At 65.7% G+C, this 17,909-nt stretch carries 19 protein-coding genes; 11 read left to right on the forward strand and 8 right to left on the reverse strand.

What is annotated here, in order from left to right; genetic code table 11:
- Positions 1-6: 6 nt before the first annotated feature.
- From WKW77_RS12280 to WKW77_RS12295, 4 genes are all read right to left on the reverse strand, one after another.
- Positions 7-786 (reverse strand): enoyl-CoA hydratase, encoded by a 780-nt coding sequence (locus WKW77_RS12280; RefSeq protein ID WP_340357112.1) that lies wholly within the window; start codon positions 784-786, stop codon positions 7-9.
- Positions 787-847: 61 nt separating this feature from the next.
- On the reverse strand, positions 848-2,641 hold the full coding sequence (locus tag WKW77_RS12285) for a M61 family metallopeptidase (RefSeq protein WP_340357113.1): 1,794 nt from the start codon (positions 2,639-2,641) through the stop codon (positions 848-850).
- Positions 2,641-3,363, reverse strand: a complete 723-nt coding sequence (locus WKW77_RS12290; RefSeq protein ID WP_340357114.1) for a DsbC family protein — start codon at positions 3,361-3,363, stop codon at positions 2,641-2,643. The genes WKW77_RS12285 and WKW77_RS12290 overlap by 1 nt, the downstream gene beginning before the upstream one ends.
- 18 nt (positions 3,364-3,381) lie before the next feature.
- Positions 3,382-4,524 (reverse strand): FAD-dependent monooxygenase, encoded by a 1,143-nt coding sequence (locus WKW77_RS12295; RefSeq protein ID WP_340357115.1) that lies wholly within the window; start codon positions 4,522-4,524, stop codon positions 3,382-3,384.
- A gap of 80 nt (positions 4,525-4,604) precedes the next feature.
- Between WKW77_RS12295 and WKW77_RS12300 the strand changes: the two genes are divergently transcribed.
- From WKW77_RS12300 to WKW77_RS12310, 3 genes are all read left to right on the forward strand, one after another.
- Positions 4,605-5,486, forward strand: a complete 882-nt coding sequence (locus WKW77_RS12300) for an MOSC domain-containing protein (protein WP_422823177.1) — start codon at positions 4,605-4,607, stop codon at positions 5,484-5,486.
- A gap of 68 nt (positions 5,487-5,554) precedes the next feature.
- Positions 5,555-6,646 carry a redox-regulated ATPase YchF gene (ychF, locus tag WKW77_RS12305; protein ID WP_340357117.1) on the forward strand — a complete coding sequence of 364 codons (1,092 nt, stop codon included), beginning with the start codon at positions 5,555-5,557 and terminating at the stop codon, positions 6,644-6,646.
- 30 nt (positions 6,647-6,676) lie between these two features.
- Positions 6,677-7,351, forward strand: coding sequence for a glutathione S-transferase (locus WKW77_RS12310; RefSeq protein ID WP_340357118.1), 675 nt, complete (start codon positions 6,677-6,679; stop codon positions 7,349-7,351).
- 13 nt (positions 7,352-7,364) lie between these two features.
- Here the strand turns inward: WKW77_RS12310 and WKW77_RS12315 are convergent, their stop codons facing one another.
- Positions 7,365-7,835, reverse strand: a complete 471-nt coding sequence (locus tag WKW77_RS12315) for a YqaA family protein (protein ID WP_340357167.1) — start codon at positions 7,833-7,835, stop codon at positions 7,365-7,367.
- Positions 7,836-8,017: 182 nt separating this feature from the next.
- Between WKW77_RS12315 and dusB the strand changes: the two genes are divergently transcribed.
- Genes dusB through purH form a run of 3 tightly spaced genes read left to right on the forward strand, consistent with a single transcriptional unit; the run spans position 8,018 to position 10,923 of the window.
- On the forward strand, positions 8,018-9,076 hold the full coding sequence (gene dusB, locus WKW77_RS12320) for a tRNA dihydrouridine synthase DusB (RefSeq protein WP_340357119.1): 1,059 nt from the start codon (positions 8,018-8,020) through the stop codon (positions 9,074-9,076).
- 32 nt (positions 9,077-9,108) lie between these two features.
- Positions 9,109-9,345, forward strand: a complete 237-nt coding sequence (locus WKW77_RS12325; RefSeq protein ID WP_068683508.1) for a Fis family transcriptional regulator — start codon at positions 9,109-9,111, stop codon at positions 9,343-9,345.
- A gap of 6 nt (positions 9,346-9,351) precedes the next feature.
- Positions 9,352-10,923 carry a bifunctional phosphoribosylaminoimidazolecarboxamide formyltransferase/IMP cyclohydrolase gene (purH, locus tag WKW77_RS12330; protein WP_340357120.1) on the forward strand — a complete coding sequence of 524 codons (1,572 nt, stop codon included), beginning with the start codon at positions 9,352-9,354 and terminating at the stop codon, positions 10,921-10,923.
- A gap of 138 nt (positions 10,924-11,061) precedes the next feature.
- Here the strand turns inward: purH and WKW77_RS12335 are convergent, their stop codons facing one another.
- Genes WKW77_RS12335 through thiD form a run of 3 tightly spaced genes read right to left on the reverse strand, consistent with a single transcriptional unit; the run spans position 11,062 to position 13,843 of the window.
- Positions 11,062-11,529 (reverse strand): hypothetical protein, encoded by a 468-nt coding sequence (locus WKW77_RS12335; RefSeq protein WP_340357121.1) that lies wholly within the window; start codon positions 11,527-11,529, stop codon positions 11,062-11,064.
- 8 nt (positions 11,530-11,537) lie between these two features.
- Entirely contained in the window at positions 11,538-12,824 is a 1,287-nt protein-coding gene (gene hemL, locus WKW77_RS12340; protein WP_340357122.1) for a glutamate-1-semialdehyde 2,1-aminomutase, read from the reverse strand.
- A 56-nt stretch (positions 12,825-12,880) separates the two neighbouring features.
- Positions 12,881-13,843, reverse strand: a complete 963-nt coding sequence (gene thiD / locus WKW77_RS12345) for a bifunctional hydroxymethylpyrimidine kinase/phosphomethylpyrimidine kinase (protein ID WP_340357123.1) — start codon at positions 13,841-13,843, stop codon at positions 12,881-12,883.
- A gap of 111 nt (positions 13,844-13,954) precedes the next feature.
- On the opposite strand from thiD, the gene WKW77_RS12350 reads away from it, so the two are divergent.
- From WKW77_RS12350 to WKW77_RS12370, 5 genes are all read left to right on the forward strand, one after another.
- The gene (locus WKW77_RS12350; RefSeq protein WP_088955233.1) at positions 13,955-14,125 is read left to right on the forward strand and encodes a rubredoxin; all 171 of its coding nucleotides are present in this window, start codon (positions 13,955-13,957) and stop codon (positions 14,123-14,125) included.
- Between the two features lie 79 nt (positions 14,126-14,204).
- A complete protein-coding gene (locus WKW77_RS12355; protein WP_088955234.1) occupies positions 14,205-14,597 on the forward strand; it encodes a response regulator in 393 nt (130 codons plus the stop codon).
- A gap of 3 nt (positions 14,598-14,600) precedes the next feature.
- Positions 14,601-14,966, forward strand: coding sequence for a response regulator transcription factor (locus WKW77_RS12360; protein ID WP_340357124.1), 366 nt, complete (start codon positions 14,601-14,603; stop codon positions 14,964-14,966).
- A 22-nt stretch (positions 14,967-14,988) separates the two neighbouring features.
- Positions 14,989-15,522, forward strand: a complete 534-nt coding sequence (locus tag WKW77_RS12365) for a chemotaxis protein CheW (RefSeq protein ID WP_340357125.1) — start codon at positions 14,989-14,991, stop codon at positions 15,520-15,522.
- A gap of 178 nt (positions 15,523-15,700) precedes the next feature.
- On the forward strand, positions 15,701-17,899 hold the full coding sequence (locus tag WKW77_RS12370; protein WP_422823181.1) for a methyl-accepting chemotaxis protein: 2,199 nt from the start codon (positions 15,701-15,703) through the stop codon (positions 17,897-17,899).
- Positions 17,900-17,909: the final 10 nt, after the last annotated feature.

Consider the following 17,909-nt stretch of genomic DNA (forward strand, 5'->3'; position numbering starts at 1 on the left):
ACCGTCTTATTCGTGCTTGAAGTCCGGCGCCCGCTTGGTCAGGAAGGCGTCCATGCCTTCCTTCTGGTCGGCGGTCGCGAAGAGCGAATGGAACAGGCGCCGCTCGAACATCACCCCGTCGGACAGGCCGCTTTCGAAAGCGCGGTTGACGGATTCCTTGGCAGCCATCACCGAGAGCTGCCCGAAGCCCGAGATCACGAGCGCCGCGCCCAGCGCTTCTTCCATCAGCTTGTCCAGCGGCACGATGCGGCTCACCAGACCGGCGCGCTCGGCCTCGGCGGCGTCCATCATGCGGGCGGTCAGGACCATGTCCATCGCCTTGCTCTTGCCGACCGCGCGCGGCAGGCGCTGCGTGCCGCCGGCTCCGGGGATCACGCCGATCTTGATCTCGGGTTGGCCGAACTTCGCGTTGTCGGCCGCGATGATGAAGTCGCACATCATCGCCAGCTCGCAGCCACCGCCCAGCGCGAAGCCCGCGACCGCGGCGATGACCGGCTTGCGGATCGAGCGGATGGTTTCCCAGTTGCGGGTGATGAAGTCGCCCTTGTACGCATCGAGAAAGGTGTACTTGGCCATCGCCGCGATGTCGGCGCCGGCGGCAAACGCCTTCTCGCTGCCGGTGACGATGATGCAGCCGATGGCATCGTCGGCGTCAAAGGCCTTCAGCGCCTGGCCGAGTTCGGTCATCAGCGCGTCGTTGAGCGCATTGAGCGCCTTGGGGCGGTTGAGCGTGATGATGCCGACCTTCTCGGCTTCGACCCGTACTTCGATGTTCTCGTAGCTCATGCGTATCTCCTTCGTCCTTGAAAACAAGCCTCCATCGGGGCCTGCGGTGCGCTGATCCGGGCTAGTGCCGGGTCAGCCAGGATGCAAGCTTCGCCGCATCCTGCGCGAACAGCCGCCAGGTCGTCACGCCGGCCGGCAGCGTGACCGGCAGCCGCAGCAGCCGCCGGTCACGCGCGACCAGCGCCGTGAATTTCTTCAGCGGGCCAAGATAGAGGGCCAGATCGTCCAGCCGCGCGATGCGCCAGGCCTGCGCCGGGCGGCCCTTGGCACCGGGCATCTCGATGCCGATCCATTCATCGTTGGCGGAAAAGCCCGCCTGCTCGGCCGCGCCGGCGCGCAGCACCGCCTTGACCTGGACGGAGCCGTTCGACTCGGCCACGCGCAGCCCGAACTCCTGCGCGCGCTGCGCCGGATCGTTCAGCGCGGCGACCCCATGGGCGCGCAGCAGGTCGGACAGGGGCAGTTCATCCGTCGAGTGAACCCAGCGCGCAATCTCCTTCGCGAACGAGCGGCCGCCGGCCGTTTCGAGGGCGGCGGCGAAATCGGCCTCGTCGATCGGACCGCCCTCGCTCCGGGTCCAGAGCAGGCGCATGACCTGGTCGAGCGTGCCCTTGCCCTCGGCGCGCAGCGTGAGATCGAAGCACAGCGCGACCAGCGCGCCCTTGGTGTAGTAGCTGACGGTGGTGTTCGGCGTCTGCTCGTCCTGCCGGTAGTACTTGACCCAGGCATCGAAGCTGGCCTCGGCCACGGACTGCACGAGCCGTCCCGGCGTCTGCAGCACCTGGTTGGCCGTCTTGTTCAGGAGCTTGAGGTAGGTGGCGTCGTCGACGAGCCCCGCGCGGCGCAGCAGCAGGTCGTCGTAATAGCTCGTGAAGCCTTCGAAGAGCCACAGCAGGCGCGTGTAATTTTCCTGGTCGTAGTCGTAGCGCGCGAACTCGGCGGGCCGCAGGCGCTTCACGTTCCAGGTGTGGAAATACTCGTGGCTGATGAGCCCGAGCAGCGTGGTGTAGCCCTCTGGCTGCTTGCGCGCTTCGAGCTGGGGCAGGTCGCGGCGCGTGCAGATGAGCGCGGTCGAATGGCGGTGCTCGAGGCCGCCGTAGCCGTCGTCCACCGCATTGAGCATGAAGACGTACCGGTCGTGCGGCGCCTTGGGGCCGTGGCGCTTGCCGACCTTGTCGCCATGCCAGAAGCGCATCTGCGTCTCGCAGATGGCTCGGGTGTCGGCCAGCAGCCTTTCGCCATCGAAGGAGGCGGGCGCCCCGGCGACGACGAAGCGGTGCGGCACGCCGCAGGCTTCGAATTCGCCGCTCCAGAAGGCGCCCATCTCCACGGGGCTGTCGGCCAGTTCGTCGTAGCCCGAGGCCAGGTACTTGCCGAAGCCGTGGCGGTCGGTGTGAACCGCCGTCAGCGCCGTGGCGCAGGACCAGCGCGAGCCGTCCTTCGGCGCCGCAGGCGCGACGATCTCGATGGCATGGGGCGCATCGGCTTGATCTTCGACCCGAAGGCAAAGGCTGGTGCCATTGAAGAAGCCGCGGTCCTCGTCGAGCCAGGCGGTGCGCACCGAGTTGTCGTAGGCGCACACCTCGTAGCGAAGCGTCAGCGGCTTGCCGGGCGTGCATTCGATGTGCCAGGTGCACTTGTCGACTTGCCGGACGGCCAGCTTGCGACGGCCCTGCGCCGCCCGCAGGTTCTGCAGGTTCTTCGAGAACTCGCGCACCAGATAGCTGCCCGGGATCCAGACCGGCAGCGCCACCCGCTGAACCGCCGCGGGTTCGTCGATGACGAGCGAGACGCCGAACAGGTGCGCTCTGCGGTCCGCGCACTCGACGCGGTAGTGGATGGCCGGCGCGGCCATCAATTGAGCGCGGCGAGTTGTTTCTCGACCTGTGCAGCAGGAATGGCACCCGGCGCGCGCGTGCCGTCGCTGAAGAACAGCGTCGGGGTGCCGGTGACGTTGTACTTCTGGCCGAACTCTCGATTGCGCGTCAGCGCGGCGGTGTCGCACTCGCCGGCTTCCGGCACCACGCCGCGCTGCATCCAGTCGTTCCATGCCTTGGCCTTGTCCTTGGCGCACCAGATGTTGCGTGCCTTGACCACCGAGTCCGGACCGAGCACCGGGTAGAGGAAGAGCTGGATGGTGACGTTGTCGACCTTGGTCATGTCGCGCTCGAACTGCTTGCAGTAGCCGCAATTCGGGTCCGCGAACACCGCGAGCTGCCGCTTGCCGTTGCCACGCACGATCTTGATCGCATCCTTGGAGGGCAGCTTGTCGAACGCCACCTCGCTCAGTTTCTCGATGCGCTCCTCGGTGAGATTGCGGCGCGCCTTCACGTCGATGAGGTTGCCCTGCAGCAGGTAGTTGCCCTGCTCGTCGGTGTAGAAGATCTCGAAGCCGTTGATGCGCACTTCATACAGGCCCGGCAGCGGCGCCTTGGTGACTTCGTCGATCTTGGCGAACTGCGGAATGCGCGCGGCCAGGTTCTTGCGGATCTCGGCTTCGCCGGCCGAAGCGGTCAGGGCGTGGCCGAGGGTGAGTGCGGTCAGCGTGGCAAGGAGAGGGCGTGCGAGTTTTTTCATGGTGGTGTTTCCCGGCATTCATTGCAGGCCCATGGCCTGCCGAGCGATCCAGTTCTTGACGAGCCGTGTGCGGTCGAATCCGCGCATGCCCCAGTTGCGCAGCGCCGGCAAAGGATCGGCGCTGTGGGCGAAGAGTTGCTGAAGGCTGTCGGTGGCGAGGCTCATCGACAGCACGCCCGTGCGGCGCGCGCGCTCGTAGCGGCGCAGCAGGCGGGGGTCGCCCACGCTGCGCCAGTAGTCGCGCGACTTGATGACTTCCGCCAGGGCCGCCGCATCGCCGAGGCCGAGGTTGAGTCCCTGGCCCGCGAGCGGATGCACCGTGTGGGCGGCATCGCCCGCCAGCGCCCAGGCGGTGCCGTCGTCGAAGCGTCCGGTCCATCGGTCGGCGATGGCGCGCTGCAGGGGCCAGCTCGCGCGCTCGCTGGCGAGCCTGAGTGCGCCGAGCGCATCGTGCGTGGTTTCGCGCAGCCCGGCGCAGAACTGCTCGGCGTCCTGCGCGAGCAGTTCCGGGACGCGGTGCTGGTCCACCGACCACACCAGCGCGACCGAACGATCGAGCGCGTGCGCATCGGCGGGCCGGTTCGCATCGGCCATCGGCAGGAGCGCCAGCACCTCGCCCTTGTCGTTGAACCATTGCCGGGCGGTGCCGTCGTGCGGGCGTTCAGCCTCGATCCGTGCGGCGATCGCGTGCTGGGGATAGCGGGTCACCTCATGGCCGACGCCGAGCGCCTCGCGCGTGGCGCTCATGCGGCCTTCGCAGATGACGGTGAGCGGTGCTGCGACCGGCGCGTTCACCACTTCGATGCGAGGCTGGAAACGCACCGCGTCGGCGAGCTGCCGTTCGAGCGCCGGGACATCGACGATCCATGCGAGCGCCTCGACCTTCTGCTGGGCTGCGTTGAACTGGACGCGGCCGCCTTCGTCGCCGTAGACGAGCATTTCGCGCACCGCGGTGGCATGCGCGGCATCAGGCCACGCGCGCAGCGATTCGAGCAGTTCCTTGGAGGCCGTATTGAGTGCGTAGGCGCGAACGTCCTCCGCGGCGGGTTTCGTGTCCGGCGCCACCAGCGCCACGCGCACGCGCTCGCGTGCGAGCAGCAGCGCCAGGGTGCGGCCGACGATGCCGGCGCCGCGAATGCAAACCTCGGGGGGGAGAGCCATCGTGGCATTGTAGGAGCGACCTCCTCGCGCGGCGGCATGCGGGAGAATCGACGGATCCCAATATTTGGATGCACGTTCCGGTGAAAACTTCCGAATTCGACCTCCAGGCCACCATCGCCCGCCTTTTCGTCTACCCCGTCAAGTCGTGCGCCGGCGTCGAGGTGTCGGAAGCGCTGCTCATCGAGACCGGTCTCGAATTCGACCGCGCATGGATGGTGGTCGACGAGTCGGGTGAATTCGTCAGCCAGCGCGAACTGCCGCGCATGGCGCTCATCCGTCCGCAGCTCAAGCACGCCGAGATGGTGCTTCGCGCGCCGGGCATGCTGGCCCTGCACATCGCCTTCGACCGCGTGGAGGCCCCGACGCGCGTGCGCGTGTGGAATGACGAGGTGGCCGCCTACGACATGGGCGATCTGGCGGCGCAGTGGTTCAGCGATTTCCTTTCGGAGCCGGGCAAGCCGAAAAAGCTGCGCATGGTGCGCTTCGATCCCGAGGAGCGGCGCCTGTCGAGCCTCAAGTGGACGGATGGCGTGGAAGCGCTAAACCAGTTCGCGGACGGTTTTCCGGTGCTCGTCGCGAGCGAGGGATCCATGGCCGAACTCAATTCGCGACTGGCGGCGGGCGGCCACGAGGCGGTGGGCATCGAACGCTTCCGTCCCAACGTGGTTCTGGCCGGCATCGAGGCGCACGACGAAGACCGGGTCGACACCCTGCACATCGAGACGGCGGAAGGCGAGGCCAGCCTGAAACCGGTCAAGCCGTGCGCGCGGTGCCCGATCCCCGACATCGATCCCGCGACCGGCACCAGCAGCCCGGAAGTAGGGGACACGCTGCGCAGCTACCGCGCCGATCCGCGCGTCGATGGCGCGATCACCTTCGGCATGAACGCGATCGTGCTCGCAGGCGTGGAGCATGCCTTGCGGGTGGGCCAGCGCGTGGGCGCCAACCTGCGCTTCGAGTGAATCCGGCGGCACCGGAACGGGGCGCCTAAAATCCCCGGTTCCCCCAAAGATTTCTGAAAGCATCCGCCATGAGCCTCCAGTGCGGCATCGTCGGCTTGCCCAATGTCGGCAAGTCCACTCTTTTCAATGCCCTGACCAAGGCGGGCATCGCCGCCGAGAACTATCCGTTCTGCACGATCGAGCCCAACGTCGGCGTGGTCGAGGTGCCGGACCTGCGACTCCAGGAGCTCGCCGAGATCGTCAAGCCCGAGCGGATCGTCCCGGCGATCGTCGAGTTCGTCGACATCGCGGGCCTCGTGGCCGGCGCGAGCCAGGGTGAAGGCCTCGGCAACCAGTTTCTCGCGCACATCCGCGAAACCGACGCGATCGTGAACGTGGTGCGCTGTTTCGAGGACGACAACGTGGTCCATGTGGCCGGCAAGGTCGATCCGATCTCGGACATCGAGGTGATCCAGACCGAGCTGTGCCTGGCCGACCTGTCGACGGTCGAAAAGGCGCTCGCTCGCCACACCAAGACCGCGCGCTCGGGCGACAAGGAAGCCATCAAGCTCGTCGGCCTGCTCGAGAAGTGCCAGGCCGCGCTCAACGACAACAAGCCGGTGCGTGCGGTCGAGTTCAGCAAGGAAGACCGGCCGCTGATCAAGCAGTTCTCGCTGATCACCGCGAAGCCCGCGATGTTCGTCGGCAACGTGGCCGAGGACGGCTTCGAGAACAACCCCTTCCTCGATCGCCTGCGCGAATACGCTGCGGCGCAGAACGCGCCGGTCGTGGCCATTTGCGCCAAGATCGAAGCCGAGCTGGCCGACATGGACGACGAGGACCGCAAGATGTTCCTCGCCGAGATCGGCCAGGAAGAGCCGGGCCTGAATCGCCTGATCCGCGCCGCCTACACGCTGCTGGGCCTGCAGACCTACTTCACCGCCGGCGTGAAGGAAGTGCGTGCATGGACCATCCACATCGGGGACACCGGCCCGCAGGCGGCCGGCGTGATCCACACCGATTTCGAGAAGGGCTACATCCGCGCCCAGACCATCGGCTTCAGCGACTTCATCGCCTACAAGGGTGAGCAGGGCGCGAAGGACGCGGGCAAGATGCGCGCCGAAGGCAAGGAGTACGTCGTCAAGGATGGCGACGTGATGAACTTCCTGTTCAGCTCCTGAGCACGCTTCCTGCTTGCGGCAAGCGCATCGATGATCACGGTCCACCATCTCGACAATTCGCGATCGCAGCGCGTGCTCTGGCTGCTCGAGGAGCTGGGCGTGCCGTACGAGATCGTGCGTTACCAGCGCGATCCGAAGACGATGCTTGCGCCAACTTCGTTGCGCTCCGTGCATCCGCTGGGCAAGTCACCGGTGGTGACCACCGAAGACGGCATCACGCTGGCCGAGTCGGGTGCGATCGTCGAGACGCTGATCGAGCGTTATGGCCAGGGCCGGCTCATTCCGCCCGCTGGTACGCCCGAAGCCGTTCGCTACCGCTACTGGCTGCACTTCGCGGAAGGGTCGGCCATGTCGCCGCTGCTGCTCAAACTGGTGTTCGACCGGATCGAGAAGGCGCGCATGCCCTTCTTCGCGAAGCCCATCGCGAAGTCGATCGCGCAGAAGGCCAAGTCCAGCTTCATCATGCCGAACATCCGGGCGCATCTGGACTTCATGGAAGCCGAGTTGAGCAAGAGCCAGTGGTTCGCGGGCGATTCGTTCACCGGCGCCGACATCCAGATGAGCTTCCCGGTCGAAGCCGCTGCGGCACGCGGCGGGCTCGATGCATCGCGGCCCAGGTTGATGGCGTACCTCGAACGCATCCACGCACGACCCGCGTATCGGCGCGCACTGGAGCGCGGCGGCCCTTATGGCCTTTTGACCTGAACGGGAACGGGCTTCAGTTCGGCCAGATATAGAGCAGCGCCACCGTCATCGTGACGTAGCGCAGGAACTTGCCGATCGCCATGTAGGCCACGCAGGGCCAGAAGGAAAGCTTCAACCATCCGGCCACCGCGCACAGCGGATCGCCGACGATCGGCAGCCAACTCAGGAGGCATGCCTTGGGTCCGAGGCGTTCGAGCCAGGCGAGCGCGCGCAGGTGCGTTTTCGAATGCGAGTACTTGTCCGCGACCTTGTGGGCGCCGTAGCCCATCCACCAGTCGACCGCGCCGCCGAGCGTGTTGCCTGCGGTGGCGACCAAGATGGCCGGCCAGAACAGCTCCGGATTGAGGTGGAGCAAGCCGAACAGTGCAGGCTCGGAGCCCACCGGAATCAGCGTGGCCGACACGAATGCGGCGAGGAAGAGCGTGCTGAGCCCGTACTGTGGCAGTGCGAGAACGCCGAGGAGTGAGTCGAGCCAGGCTTGCATGAGCGCCGGAGTATAGAAAGGCACTCATGCAGTGGCGTGTAGGTGCAAGTATGGATACCGACTGTCGCGGACTTGGCACCAGGATGCGCAATGAGTGCAAATCGTTGCAGCCGACGGGTGCACGCCCCGCTACAATCGTGCCTCATTTTTCAGCAGCCCGGCGCGCGCGCCACTCTCCTTTCATGACTTTGCACATCGGCAACATCGCGCTGGAAAACGCCCTGTTCGTCGCGCCCATGGCGGGCGTCACGGACCGGCCGTTTCGCATGTTGTGCCGCGAACTCGGTGCGGGTTATGCGGTGAGCGAGATGGTCACCTCGCGCAAGGAACTGTGGAACAGCCTCAAGACATCGCGACGCTCCAACCACGATGGCGAGCCCGGCCCCATTTCGGTGCAGATCGCAGGCACCGATGCCGACATGATGTTTGAGGCCGCGCAATACAACATCGACCGCGGTGCGCAGATCATCGACATCAACATGGGCTGCCCCGCGAAGAAAGTCTGCAACAAGTGGGCGGGCTCCGCGCTGATGCGCGACGAGCCGCTCGCGCTCGAGATCGCCGAGGCGGTCGTCAGGGCTGCTGCGCCGCACAACGTTCCGGTCACGCTCAAGATGCGCACCGGCTGGAGCGAAGACCATCGCAATGCCGTCACGCTGGCGCGACGTTTCGAAGCGGCCGGCGTGCAGATGCTCACCGTGCACGGACGCACGCGCGAGCAGGGCTACAAGGGCCATGCCGAATACGACACGATCGCGGCCGTCAAGGCCGCGGTGCGGATTCCGGTTGTCGCCAACGGCGACATCACTTCACCAGAGAAAGCGCGTGACGTGCTGGCACGGACCGGCGCGGACGCCATCATGGTCGGCCGTGCCGCGCAGGGCCGCCCGTGGATCTTTCGCGAGATCGCGCACTTCCTCGACACGGGTACGCATCTGGCCCCGCCGTTGGTGGCCGAAGTGCGACGTCTCATGCTCGATCACCTCAAGGAGCACTACGCCCTCTACGGCGAATACAGCGGCGTGCGAACCGCGCGCAAGCACATCGGCTGGTATGTGCGCGCGCTTCCCGGGGGCGAGGCGTTCCGCTTCGCGATGAACGCGATCGAGGACTGCGATGCGCAATGGCTCGCGGTCGCGGCGTTCTTCGACCAGCTCGCCGGACGGATGGACCGCATTCCTGCCGCAGCCGAGGGCTCGCTCGATCCCGTGGACGAACAAACAGCCGATGCACTGGCGTAAGAAGAGCCGAACGAGGAGAAGAAGAGAAAGCCATGAGCAAGAAACACATCGAAGACTGCGTACGCAGCAGCCTGGACAGTTATTTCCGTGATCTCCGAGGGACCGAACCCGATGGCATGTACGACATGCTGGTTCGCGTCGTCGAAAAGCCATTGCTCGACGTCGTCATGACGCGGGCTGAAGGCAATCAATCCAAGGCCGCGCAATGGCTCGGCCTCAACCGCAACACGCTGCGCAAGAAGCTGGTCGAACACAAACTGCTGAAGTAACTCCTGATGAACGCACTGATTTCCGTTTCCGACAAGACCGGCATCCTCGAATTTGCCCAGGCGCTGCATGCGCTGGGCATCAAGCTCCTTTCCACCGGCGGCACCGCCAAGCTGCTCGCCGATGCCGGTCTGCCGGTGACCGAAGTGGCCGAAGTCACGGGCTTCCCCGAAATGCTCGACGGCCGCGTGAAGACGCTGCACCCCAAGGTGCACGGCGGCCTGCTCGCGCGCCGCGACCTGCCCGCGCACATGGCGGCGCTGAAGGAGCATGGCATCGACACCATCGACCTGCTGGTGGTCAATCTCTATCCGTTCGAAGCCACGGTGGCCAAGCCGGGCTGCACGCTCGAAGACGCGATCGAGAACATCGACATCGGCGGCCCCGCGATGGTGCGCAGCGCCGCCAAGAACTGGAAGGACGTCGGCGTCCTCACCGACGCTTCGCAATACCCGGTGGCGCTCGCCGAACTGAAGGCGAACGGCAAGCTCGGCGACAAGACAAAGTTCGCCTTCTCGGTCGCGGCGTTCAACCGCATCAGCCAATACGACGGTGCGATCAGCGACTACCTCTCGCGCATCCAGGAAGACGGCTCGCACCTGCTCTTCCCCGGCCAGAGCAATGGCCGCTTCGTCAAACTGCAGGACCTGCGCTACGGCGAGAACCCGCACCAGCAGGCGGCGTTCTACCGCGACCTGTATCCGGCGCCCGGTTCGCTGGTGACGGCGAAGCAGCTCCAGGGCAAGGAGCTCAGCTACAACAACATCGCCGATGCGGATGCCGCCTGGGAATGTGTCAAGAGCTTCGATGCGCCGGCCTGCGTGATCGTGAAGCATGCCAATCCCTGCGGCGTCGCCGTGGGCAAGGATGCGCACGAGGCTTACAGCAAGGCCTTCAAGACCGACCCGACCTCGGCCTTCGGCGGCATCATCGCCTTCAACCGTCCGATGGACCGCGCCGCCGCTGAAGCGGTCAGCAAGCAGTTCGTCGAAGTGCTGATGGCGCCCGGCTATGCGCCCGATGCGCTCGAGGTGTTCAAGAGCAAGGTCAACGTGCGCATCCTCGAGATCGCGCTGCCGTCGGGCGGCAAGACCGACTGGGAGAACGGCCGCAACGCGGTCGATGTCAAGCGCATTGGTTCGGGCTTGCTCATGCAGACGGCGGACAACCGGGAACTGTCCGTCGATGAACTCAAGGTCGTGAGCAAGAAGCAGCCGACGCCGCAGCAGCTCCAGGACCTCCTGTTCGCCTGGAAGGTCGCGAAGTACGTCAAGAGCAACGCGATCGTCTTCTGTGCCGACGGCATGACGATGGGCGTCGGCGCGGGCCAGATGAGCCGCCTCGATTCCGCGCGTATCGCCAGCATCAAGGCGCAGCACGCGGGGCTCACGCTGTCGGGCACGGCCGTGGCGAGCGATGCGTTCTTCCCGTTCCGCGATGGGCTCGACGTGGTCGTCGATGCGGGTGCCACTTCGGTGATCCAGCCGGGCGGTTCGATGCGTGACCAGGAAGTCATCGATGCCGCGGACGAGCGCGGCGTCGTGATGGTGTTCTCCGGCGTCCGCCACTTCCGACACTGATCATCTCGCCGCCCCTTGCCGGCCGGTGCAGCCAGGCCTGTTGATGGAACACCGCGGAGCCGGCTTTGCCGGGCCGCTGGGGTTGCCTCCTGCAAGGAGATGCAGAGCCACACGAAGTGGGCGAGGCTGGGGGTGTGCCTATTCCTTGAAACGGTACTTGAGCTGGAAGCTGATCGCCCCGTAGAGGCGATCCTTGTAGCTGGGGATGATCGCCACGTTCAGACCCCAGTGCGTGCCTTCGATCGCGGCGACCGGAATCAGGGCCGGGAACCAGCCGCCTTCCCTGTAGTTCGGGTAGCCGTTGAAGCCCCCGACGACGGCGCCGAGCTTCACGCCGTGGAACTCGAACGGCATTACGTAGACGCCGATGTAGTTCGAGTACTCGCGATCGCTGTTGCGGAACCTGCCGGCCGTGGCCGAAAAAGTCTTGTCGATCGGCCATTCGATGCCGATGCCGGGGTTCGCGTCCTCCAGCCCCTTGTTGCGATCGAAGTGCAGCGAATAGAAGCCCGGGTTGATCCAGACCTGGCTGAGATCCGCCACCTGGGCGAAGGCCACGCCGGGCAGGAGCAGGCTGGCGCCCGCCAGCGTCGACAACAACTTCATGGTGAGGGTCAGAGGGTCGCGAAGATCTGCCGCGCCGCTTCGATCGTGGCGGCGATGTCGTCGTCGCTGTGTGCCGCGCTGACGAAGCCTGCTTCATAGAGCGCGGGCGCGATGTAGACGCCGCGGTCCAGCAGACCGTGGAAGAGGGCGTTGAACTTCGCACCGTCGCTCTTCATGACGGCCGTATAGTTCTGCGGCAGCGCATCGAGCAGGAAGAAGCCGAACATGCCGCCTTCACTGTCCACGCTGAAAGACACACCCGCGGCTTTCGCGGCGGCCTCGAGGCCATCGACCAGCGCACGCGTCTTCCTCGACAGTGCTTCGAAGAAACCAGGCTTGGCCACTTCCTTGAGCGTGGCGAGTCCGCAGGCCGTCGCCACCGGGTTGCCCGACAGCGTGCCGGCCTGGTAGACCGGGCCGAGCGGCGCGAGGTGTTCCATGATCGCGCGCGGGCCGCCGAATGCCGCCAGCGGCATGCCGCCGCCGATGACCTTGCCCAGCACCGTGAGATCGGGCGTGATGCCCAGCACGCCTTGCGCGCCGCGCGCGCCGACGCGAAAGCCGGTCATGACCTCGTCGAACACGAGCAGCGCGCCGTTCTGGGTGCAGAGCTCCCGGCAGCGCTTGGCAAAGGCCGCGCTGGCGCGCACGAAATTCATGTTGCCCGCAATCGCTTCGATCACGAGGCACGCGATCTCGTGGCCATGCAGCGCGAAGGTTTCCTCGAGCTGGGCGATGTTGTTGTATTCGAGCACCAGGGTGTGCTGCACCACCTCGGGCGGCACGCCTGCGGACGTCGGGTTGCCGAACGTCGCGAGGCCCGAGCCTGCCTTGACCAGCAGCGCGTCGGCATGGCCGTGGTAGCAGCCCTCGAACTTGATGATGTACTTGCGGCCGGTCGCCCCGCGCGCGAGGCGCAGCGCGCTCATCGCGGCCTCGGTGCCCGAGCTGACGAGCCGGACCATCTCCATCGAAGGCACGAGTGCGAGGATCGCTTCTGCGAGCTCGATCTCGCGCTCGGTCGGTGCGCCGAACGAAAAGCCCTCGGTGACGGCGCGCTGCACGGCCTCGACCACCGCGGGATGCCCGTGGCCCAGGATCATCGGACCCCAGGAGCCGATGTAGTCGATGTAGCGCTTGTCCGTCGCGTCCCAGAAGTACGCGCCCTGCGCGCGCTTGACGAATCGCGGCGTGCCGCCGACCGCGCGGAAGGCGCGCACCGGCGAATTGACGCCGCCGGGAATGACGGCGCGGGCGCGCTCGAAAAGGACTTCGTTCTGATCAGTGTTTGGCATCGGCCGAGTATCTTTCATGTGGCGGCCACACGAAGGGGCAAGCCGGGGGCGAGCAACTAGTGCCGGGTGTCGTGCGGTGGGAGGGCGAAGTCCTTTGGCGCCGCCGGATCCTCTTCGCCGTTGTCTTCCTCTTCCGGCTGGGCCCAGAAGAGGCGGTCCGGCAGCACGTGGCCCATGCCCGGCCGGAAACCGGCATCCAGGCAGCGGTCCATGTAGCTCAGGGCCTCGGTGGCGGCGGCCGCGAGATCGGTGCCGCTCGCGAGCAGCGCGGCGAGCGCGGCCGACAATGTGTCGCCGGCGCCCGCGAAGATGGCTTCGAGGCGCTCGTACTTCTCGCTCGCAAGCACCGATTGCGGCGACGCCAGCACGTTGTCGATGAACTGCTCGGGCAGCATGATCCCGGTGACCAGCGTGTAAGGCACGCCGAACTCGCCCGCCGCCTTGGCGATGTCGCGCGCACTTGGCGGGCGCTCGCCGCTCCAGTCGGGCAGAAGCCAGCGCCACAGCGTGCTGTGGTTGCCGACCAGCACGGTGGTCTGCGGCAGCACGAGGTCGCGGAAGGCGTCGAGATAGGCGTCGATCTGGGTCTCGTCCCACCACGACAGGTTGGGCATGTAGGCCACGACCGGGACCTCGGGATAGTCGGTCGCGGTCTCGGCAACGTTGCTCAGGTTCTCCGGCGAACCGACGAAGCCGATCTTGATGAGCTGGACTTCCACGTCTTCGAGGATGGATCGCGCCTGCTCCGACACCGCTTCTTCATCGAACGCAAAGAAGTCGAAGATTTCGGCCGTGTCGCGCGCGTAGGCGCCCGTGACGACGGGTAGCATGTGAGCCCCCACGGAGGCCATGGCCACGGAGTCCGCAGCCAAGCCGCCTGCGCCGCTCGGATCGTTGGCATTGAAGACGAGCACGCAGGGCGGATTCGCGTCGCTTTCCGCAGTGTCTTCGTCGTTCTGGGGGTCGGTAAGATCGCTCACTTTGTGGTCGTGCTCTGCTGGTAATGGGGAAGTTTTCATACCCGATAACAACTCACCGGCATGGTGGCATATCTGAGACGCTTATCACGAGATTTGTTGATACGTTTGGATACGATCGTTGCATTTGATGAACAGGGACTTTAAGCTGCGATGAATACGAAAACCTGGATGTGCCTGATTTGCGGGTGGATCTACGACGAGTCGGTCGGCGTGCCAGAAGATGGTATTGCGCCCGGTACGGCGTGGGCAGATGTTCCGATGAACTGGACCTGCCCGGAATGTGGGGCACGCAAGGAAGATTTCGAGATGGTTGAGATCTGAAGCATGGCATAGGGCCGCGCTTCCTGTGCTCCTCACGGCGCACAGCGGTCCCATCCAATGCGTCACAAGGAGCGGTGCAATGAGCGCGAATGGATCCGGCTACAAGGTGCTTGTCATCGACGACAGCAACACCATTCGGCGCAGCGCCGAGATCTTCCTCAAGCAGGGCGGCCACGAGGTTCTCCTCGCCGAAGACGGCTTCGACGCCCTCTCCAAGGTCAACGACCACAAGCCCCACCTGATTTTTTGCGACATCCTGATGCCGCGCCTGGACGGCTATCAGACCTGCGCCATCATCAAGCGCAACTCGCACTTCTCCAATGTCCCCGTCGTCATGCTCTCGTCGAAGGACGGCGTGTTCGACAAGGCGCGCGGCCGCATGGTCGGCTCGCAGGACTACCTCACCAAGCCTTTCACCAAAGACCAATTGCTCAACGCTGTGCAGCAGTTCGGCACTCTTCAGGAAGCGTAGTAAATGCCCATTCGCAAAGTGCTCGTGGTCGACGACTCGAAGACCGAGCTGGTCTTCCTCTCCGACCTTCTCCAGAAAAACGGCTTTTCGGTGAAGACCGCGGAGAACGCCGACGACGCGATGCGCCGACTCGAGGAGGAGCAGCCGGACCTGATCCTGATGGATGTCGTCATGCCCGGCCAGAACGGCTTTCAGCTCACGCGCGCCATCGCCCGCCACCCGCAGTACGCGACGGTGCCGATCATCCTGTGCACCAGCAAGAACCAGGAAACCGATCGCGTCTGGGGCATGCGTCAAGGCGCCAAGGACTACATCGTCAAGCCGGTCAATCCGGCAGAGTTGATGGCCAAGATCAGCGCGCTGGCCTGACTCCAGCAAGCTTTCGATTCTCATGGCCAATCGAGACGCTCTCCGTGCATTCCAGTCCCGGCTTGCCGGCCGCCTGCAGGCTGCGCGCACGTCGGGTGTTTCCGCGTCGTGGCTCGCGGTCGAGGCCGGCGATGCCAACTACCTGTTCCCGCTCGGACACGCAGGCGAGATCTTTCCCTGGGTGCAGCCGCAACATGTGCCGTATACCGAGCCGTGGTTCCTCGGCGTGGCCAACCTTCGCGGTGGCCTGTACGGCGTCGTCCAGCTGGCAGGCTTCCTGACCGGCGCGCAAGCCGCGCCGGCGACCAGCGAGGCGGCGCATGCGCAGTCCCGCCTCGTGGCGCTCAATGAATTGCTCGAAGTCAACTGCGCCCTGCTGATCGACCGTCTGGTCGGTTTGCGCGGGGTCGACGCCTTCGTGGCTTCCGAGGCGCCGGACGCCGATGCGCCCGCCTGGCTCGGCCATTCCTACACCGATTCCGCGGGAGCGCGTTGGCAGGAGATCAATCTCCAGGCGCTTTCCCAGCAACCCCGTTTCCTGAGCATCGGCGCCTGAGCGCTGGGCCCTGCACCGACCACCACCTGAAGGACCGACCGTGAGCTCGATCGCCGAAAAGTTCAAGAAGTTCATGCCCGTGAGCGGCGGCAACGTCAGCGTGGGCGCCGATAGCGCTGCCACGCTGTCGATGGATAACATCGAAACCGTGCAAACACCGGATGAATCGACAGTGGCGATGCCGCGCGATGCCGCGAAGTCGTCGGCCACCCTGGCTGCGGAAGCGGGTCCGGGCGGTGACGCGGGTTCTTCGTCGGATCCGGGTCCGCAGATCGAGGACGCGATCCCGGCCGCCTCGGCAGGCGGCGCTTCGAGGTCGCGCTCCAAACGCTCGCAACGTTCCAGCCCGGCCCGGCAGCAGCGGATTCTTGCGCTGGCATTGGCCGGCGTGGTGTTGTTGCTGATGCTGGTCGCGGGCTCGGCCATTCTGCGCGCCGAACGTCTCGCGCAGCAGGTGGCCGCCACCGGTCAGTCGCTGATGCAGTCGCAGCGTCTCGCCAAATCGGTCTCGCAGGCGCTGGTCGGCAATGTGGGCGCCTTCACCGAAGTCAAGGAAAGCTCCGAAGACCTGAGCCGTCGCGTGCAGGGCCTGGCAAGTGGCGACGATTCGCTCAAGCTGGAGCGCGTCGGCAGCCAGTACGACGTCGAACTCGGCAAGATCACGCCGCTGGTCGAACGCGCGGACAAGAGCGCCAAGGCCGTCATGGCTCAGCAGAAGATCCTCACGCAGGTCGGCAACGCGCTTCGCGACATCAATCGTCAGTCTTCCGACCTGCTCGAAATGACCGAGACGGTCGCGTCGCTGAAGATGCAGCAGAGCGCGACGCTGCCGGAAATCTCCGCCGCCGGCCAGCTCGTCATGCTGACCCAGCGCATCGGCAAGTCTGCCAACGAATTCCTGACGGTCGAAGGTGTGAGCCCCGACGCGGTGTTCCTGCTCGGCAAGGACCTGAATTCGTTCCAGGAAATCACGCGCGGCCTGCTCGACGGCAGCGCCCAGCAGCGCCTGCCCGGCACCCGCGACGCGCAGACCCGCCAGCAGCTCGAAGCCATCCTGAAGACCTACGAACAGACTCGCACGCAGGCCAGCGCCATTCTGGGCAACCTGCAGGGCCTCGTGGCCGCGCGCGAAGCGCAGGCAGCGATCCTCGCAGACAGCGAACCCCTGCGGAACGCGCTGGGCGACCTGCAGGAAAAGCTCTCGGCACGCACCGGCCTGGGCGCCGGCACCGTGGTGATGCTGTTCGTGCTGTCGCTGGCCGCCTTGGCGCTCGCCGGCGCGATCGGCTTCGTGCAGGTCCGCGAAGGCCGCGAGCGTGCGGCTTCCGCCGAACGCGAGCGTGTCGAGGCCGAGCGCGCCAGCGAAGACGCCGCCCGCGTCAATGCCGCCAACCAGGCAGCCATCTTGCGCCTCATGAACGAACTGCAGACCGTTGCCGAAGGCGATCTGACGCAGGAAGCGACCGTGACCGAGGACATCACGGGCGCTATCGCCGATTCGGTGAACTACACGGTGGAAGAACTGCGCCTGCTGGTGGGCAACGTGCAGAACACGGCGACCCGCGTGGCCCACACCACCTCGCAGGTGGAAAGCACGTCGACCGAACTGCTCGCCGCATCGACGGAGCAGCTGCGGGAGATCCGCGAAACCGGCCAGTCGGTGCTCACGATGGCGGAACGAATCAACGGCGTGTCCTCGCAAGCGCAGGAATCGGCGACGGTGGCGCGCCAGTCGCTGCAGGCGGCATCGTCCGGCCTGCAGGCCGTGCAGAACGCCATCGGCGGTATGAATGCCATCCGCGACCAGATCCAGGAAACCTCCAAGCGGATCAAGCGCCTGGGCGAATCGTCGCAGGAGATCGGCGAAATCACGGAGCTGATCTCGGACATTACCGAACAGACGAACGTGCTCGCGCTCAACGCCGCCATCCAGGCCGCATCCGCGGGTGAAGCCGGCCGCGGCTTCTCGGTGGTGGCGGAAGAAGTGCAGCGACTGGCCGAGCGCTCCGCGGACGCGACGCGCCAGATCTCGGCGCTCGTGAAGGCGATTCAGACCGACACGCAGGATGCGGTGGGCGCCATGGAGCGTTCCACGCAGGGTGTGGTCGAGGGCGCGAAGCTGTCCGACAACGCCGGCACGGCACTGTCCGAGATCGACCGCGTGTCGCGCCGCCTGGCGGACCTCATTGAGCAGATCTCGATGTCCGCGTCCCGCGAAGCCGATTCCGCCAACGTGGTGGCGGCCAACATCCAGCACATCTTTGCCGTAACCGAGCAGACGGGGGAAGGCACGCGCACCACGGCCCAGCAGGTCCGCGAGCTTTCGCACATGGCCGAGGAACTGCGTCAGTCGGTGGCTCGTTTCAAGATTTCCTGAACATCGAGCG

This window comes from Variovorax ureilyticus, assembly GCF_037889935.1.
Taxonomy (GTDB): domain Bacteria; phylum Pseudomonadota; class Gammaproteobacteria; order Burkholderiales; family Burkholderiaceae_C; genus Variovorax; species Variovorax ureilyticus.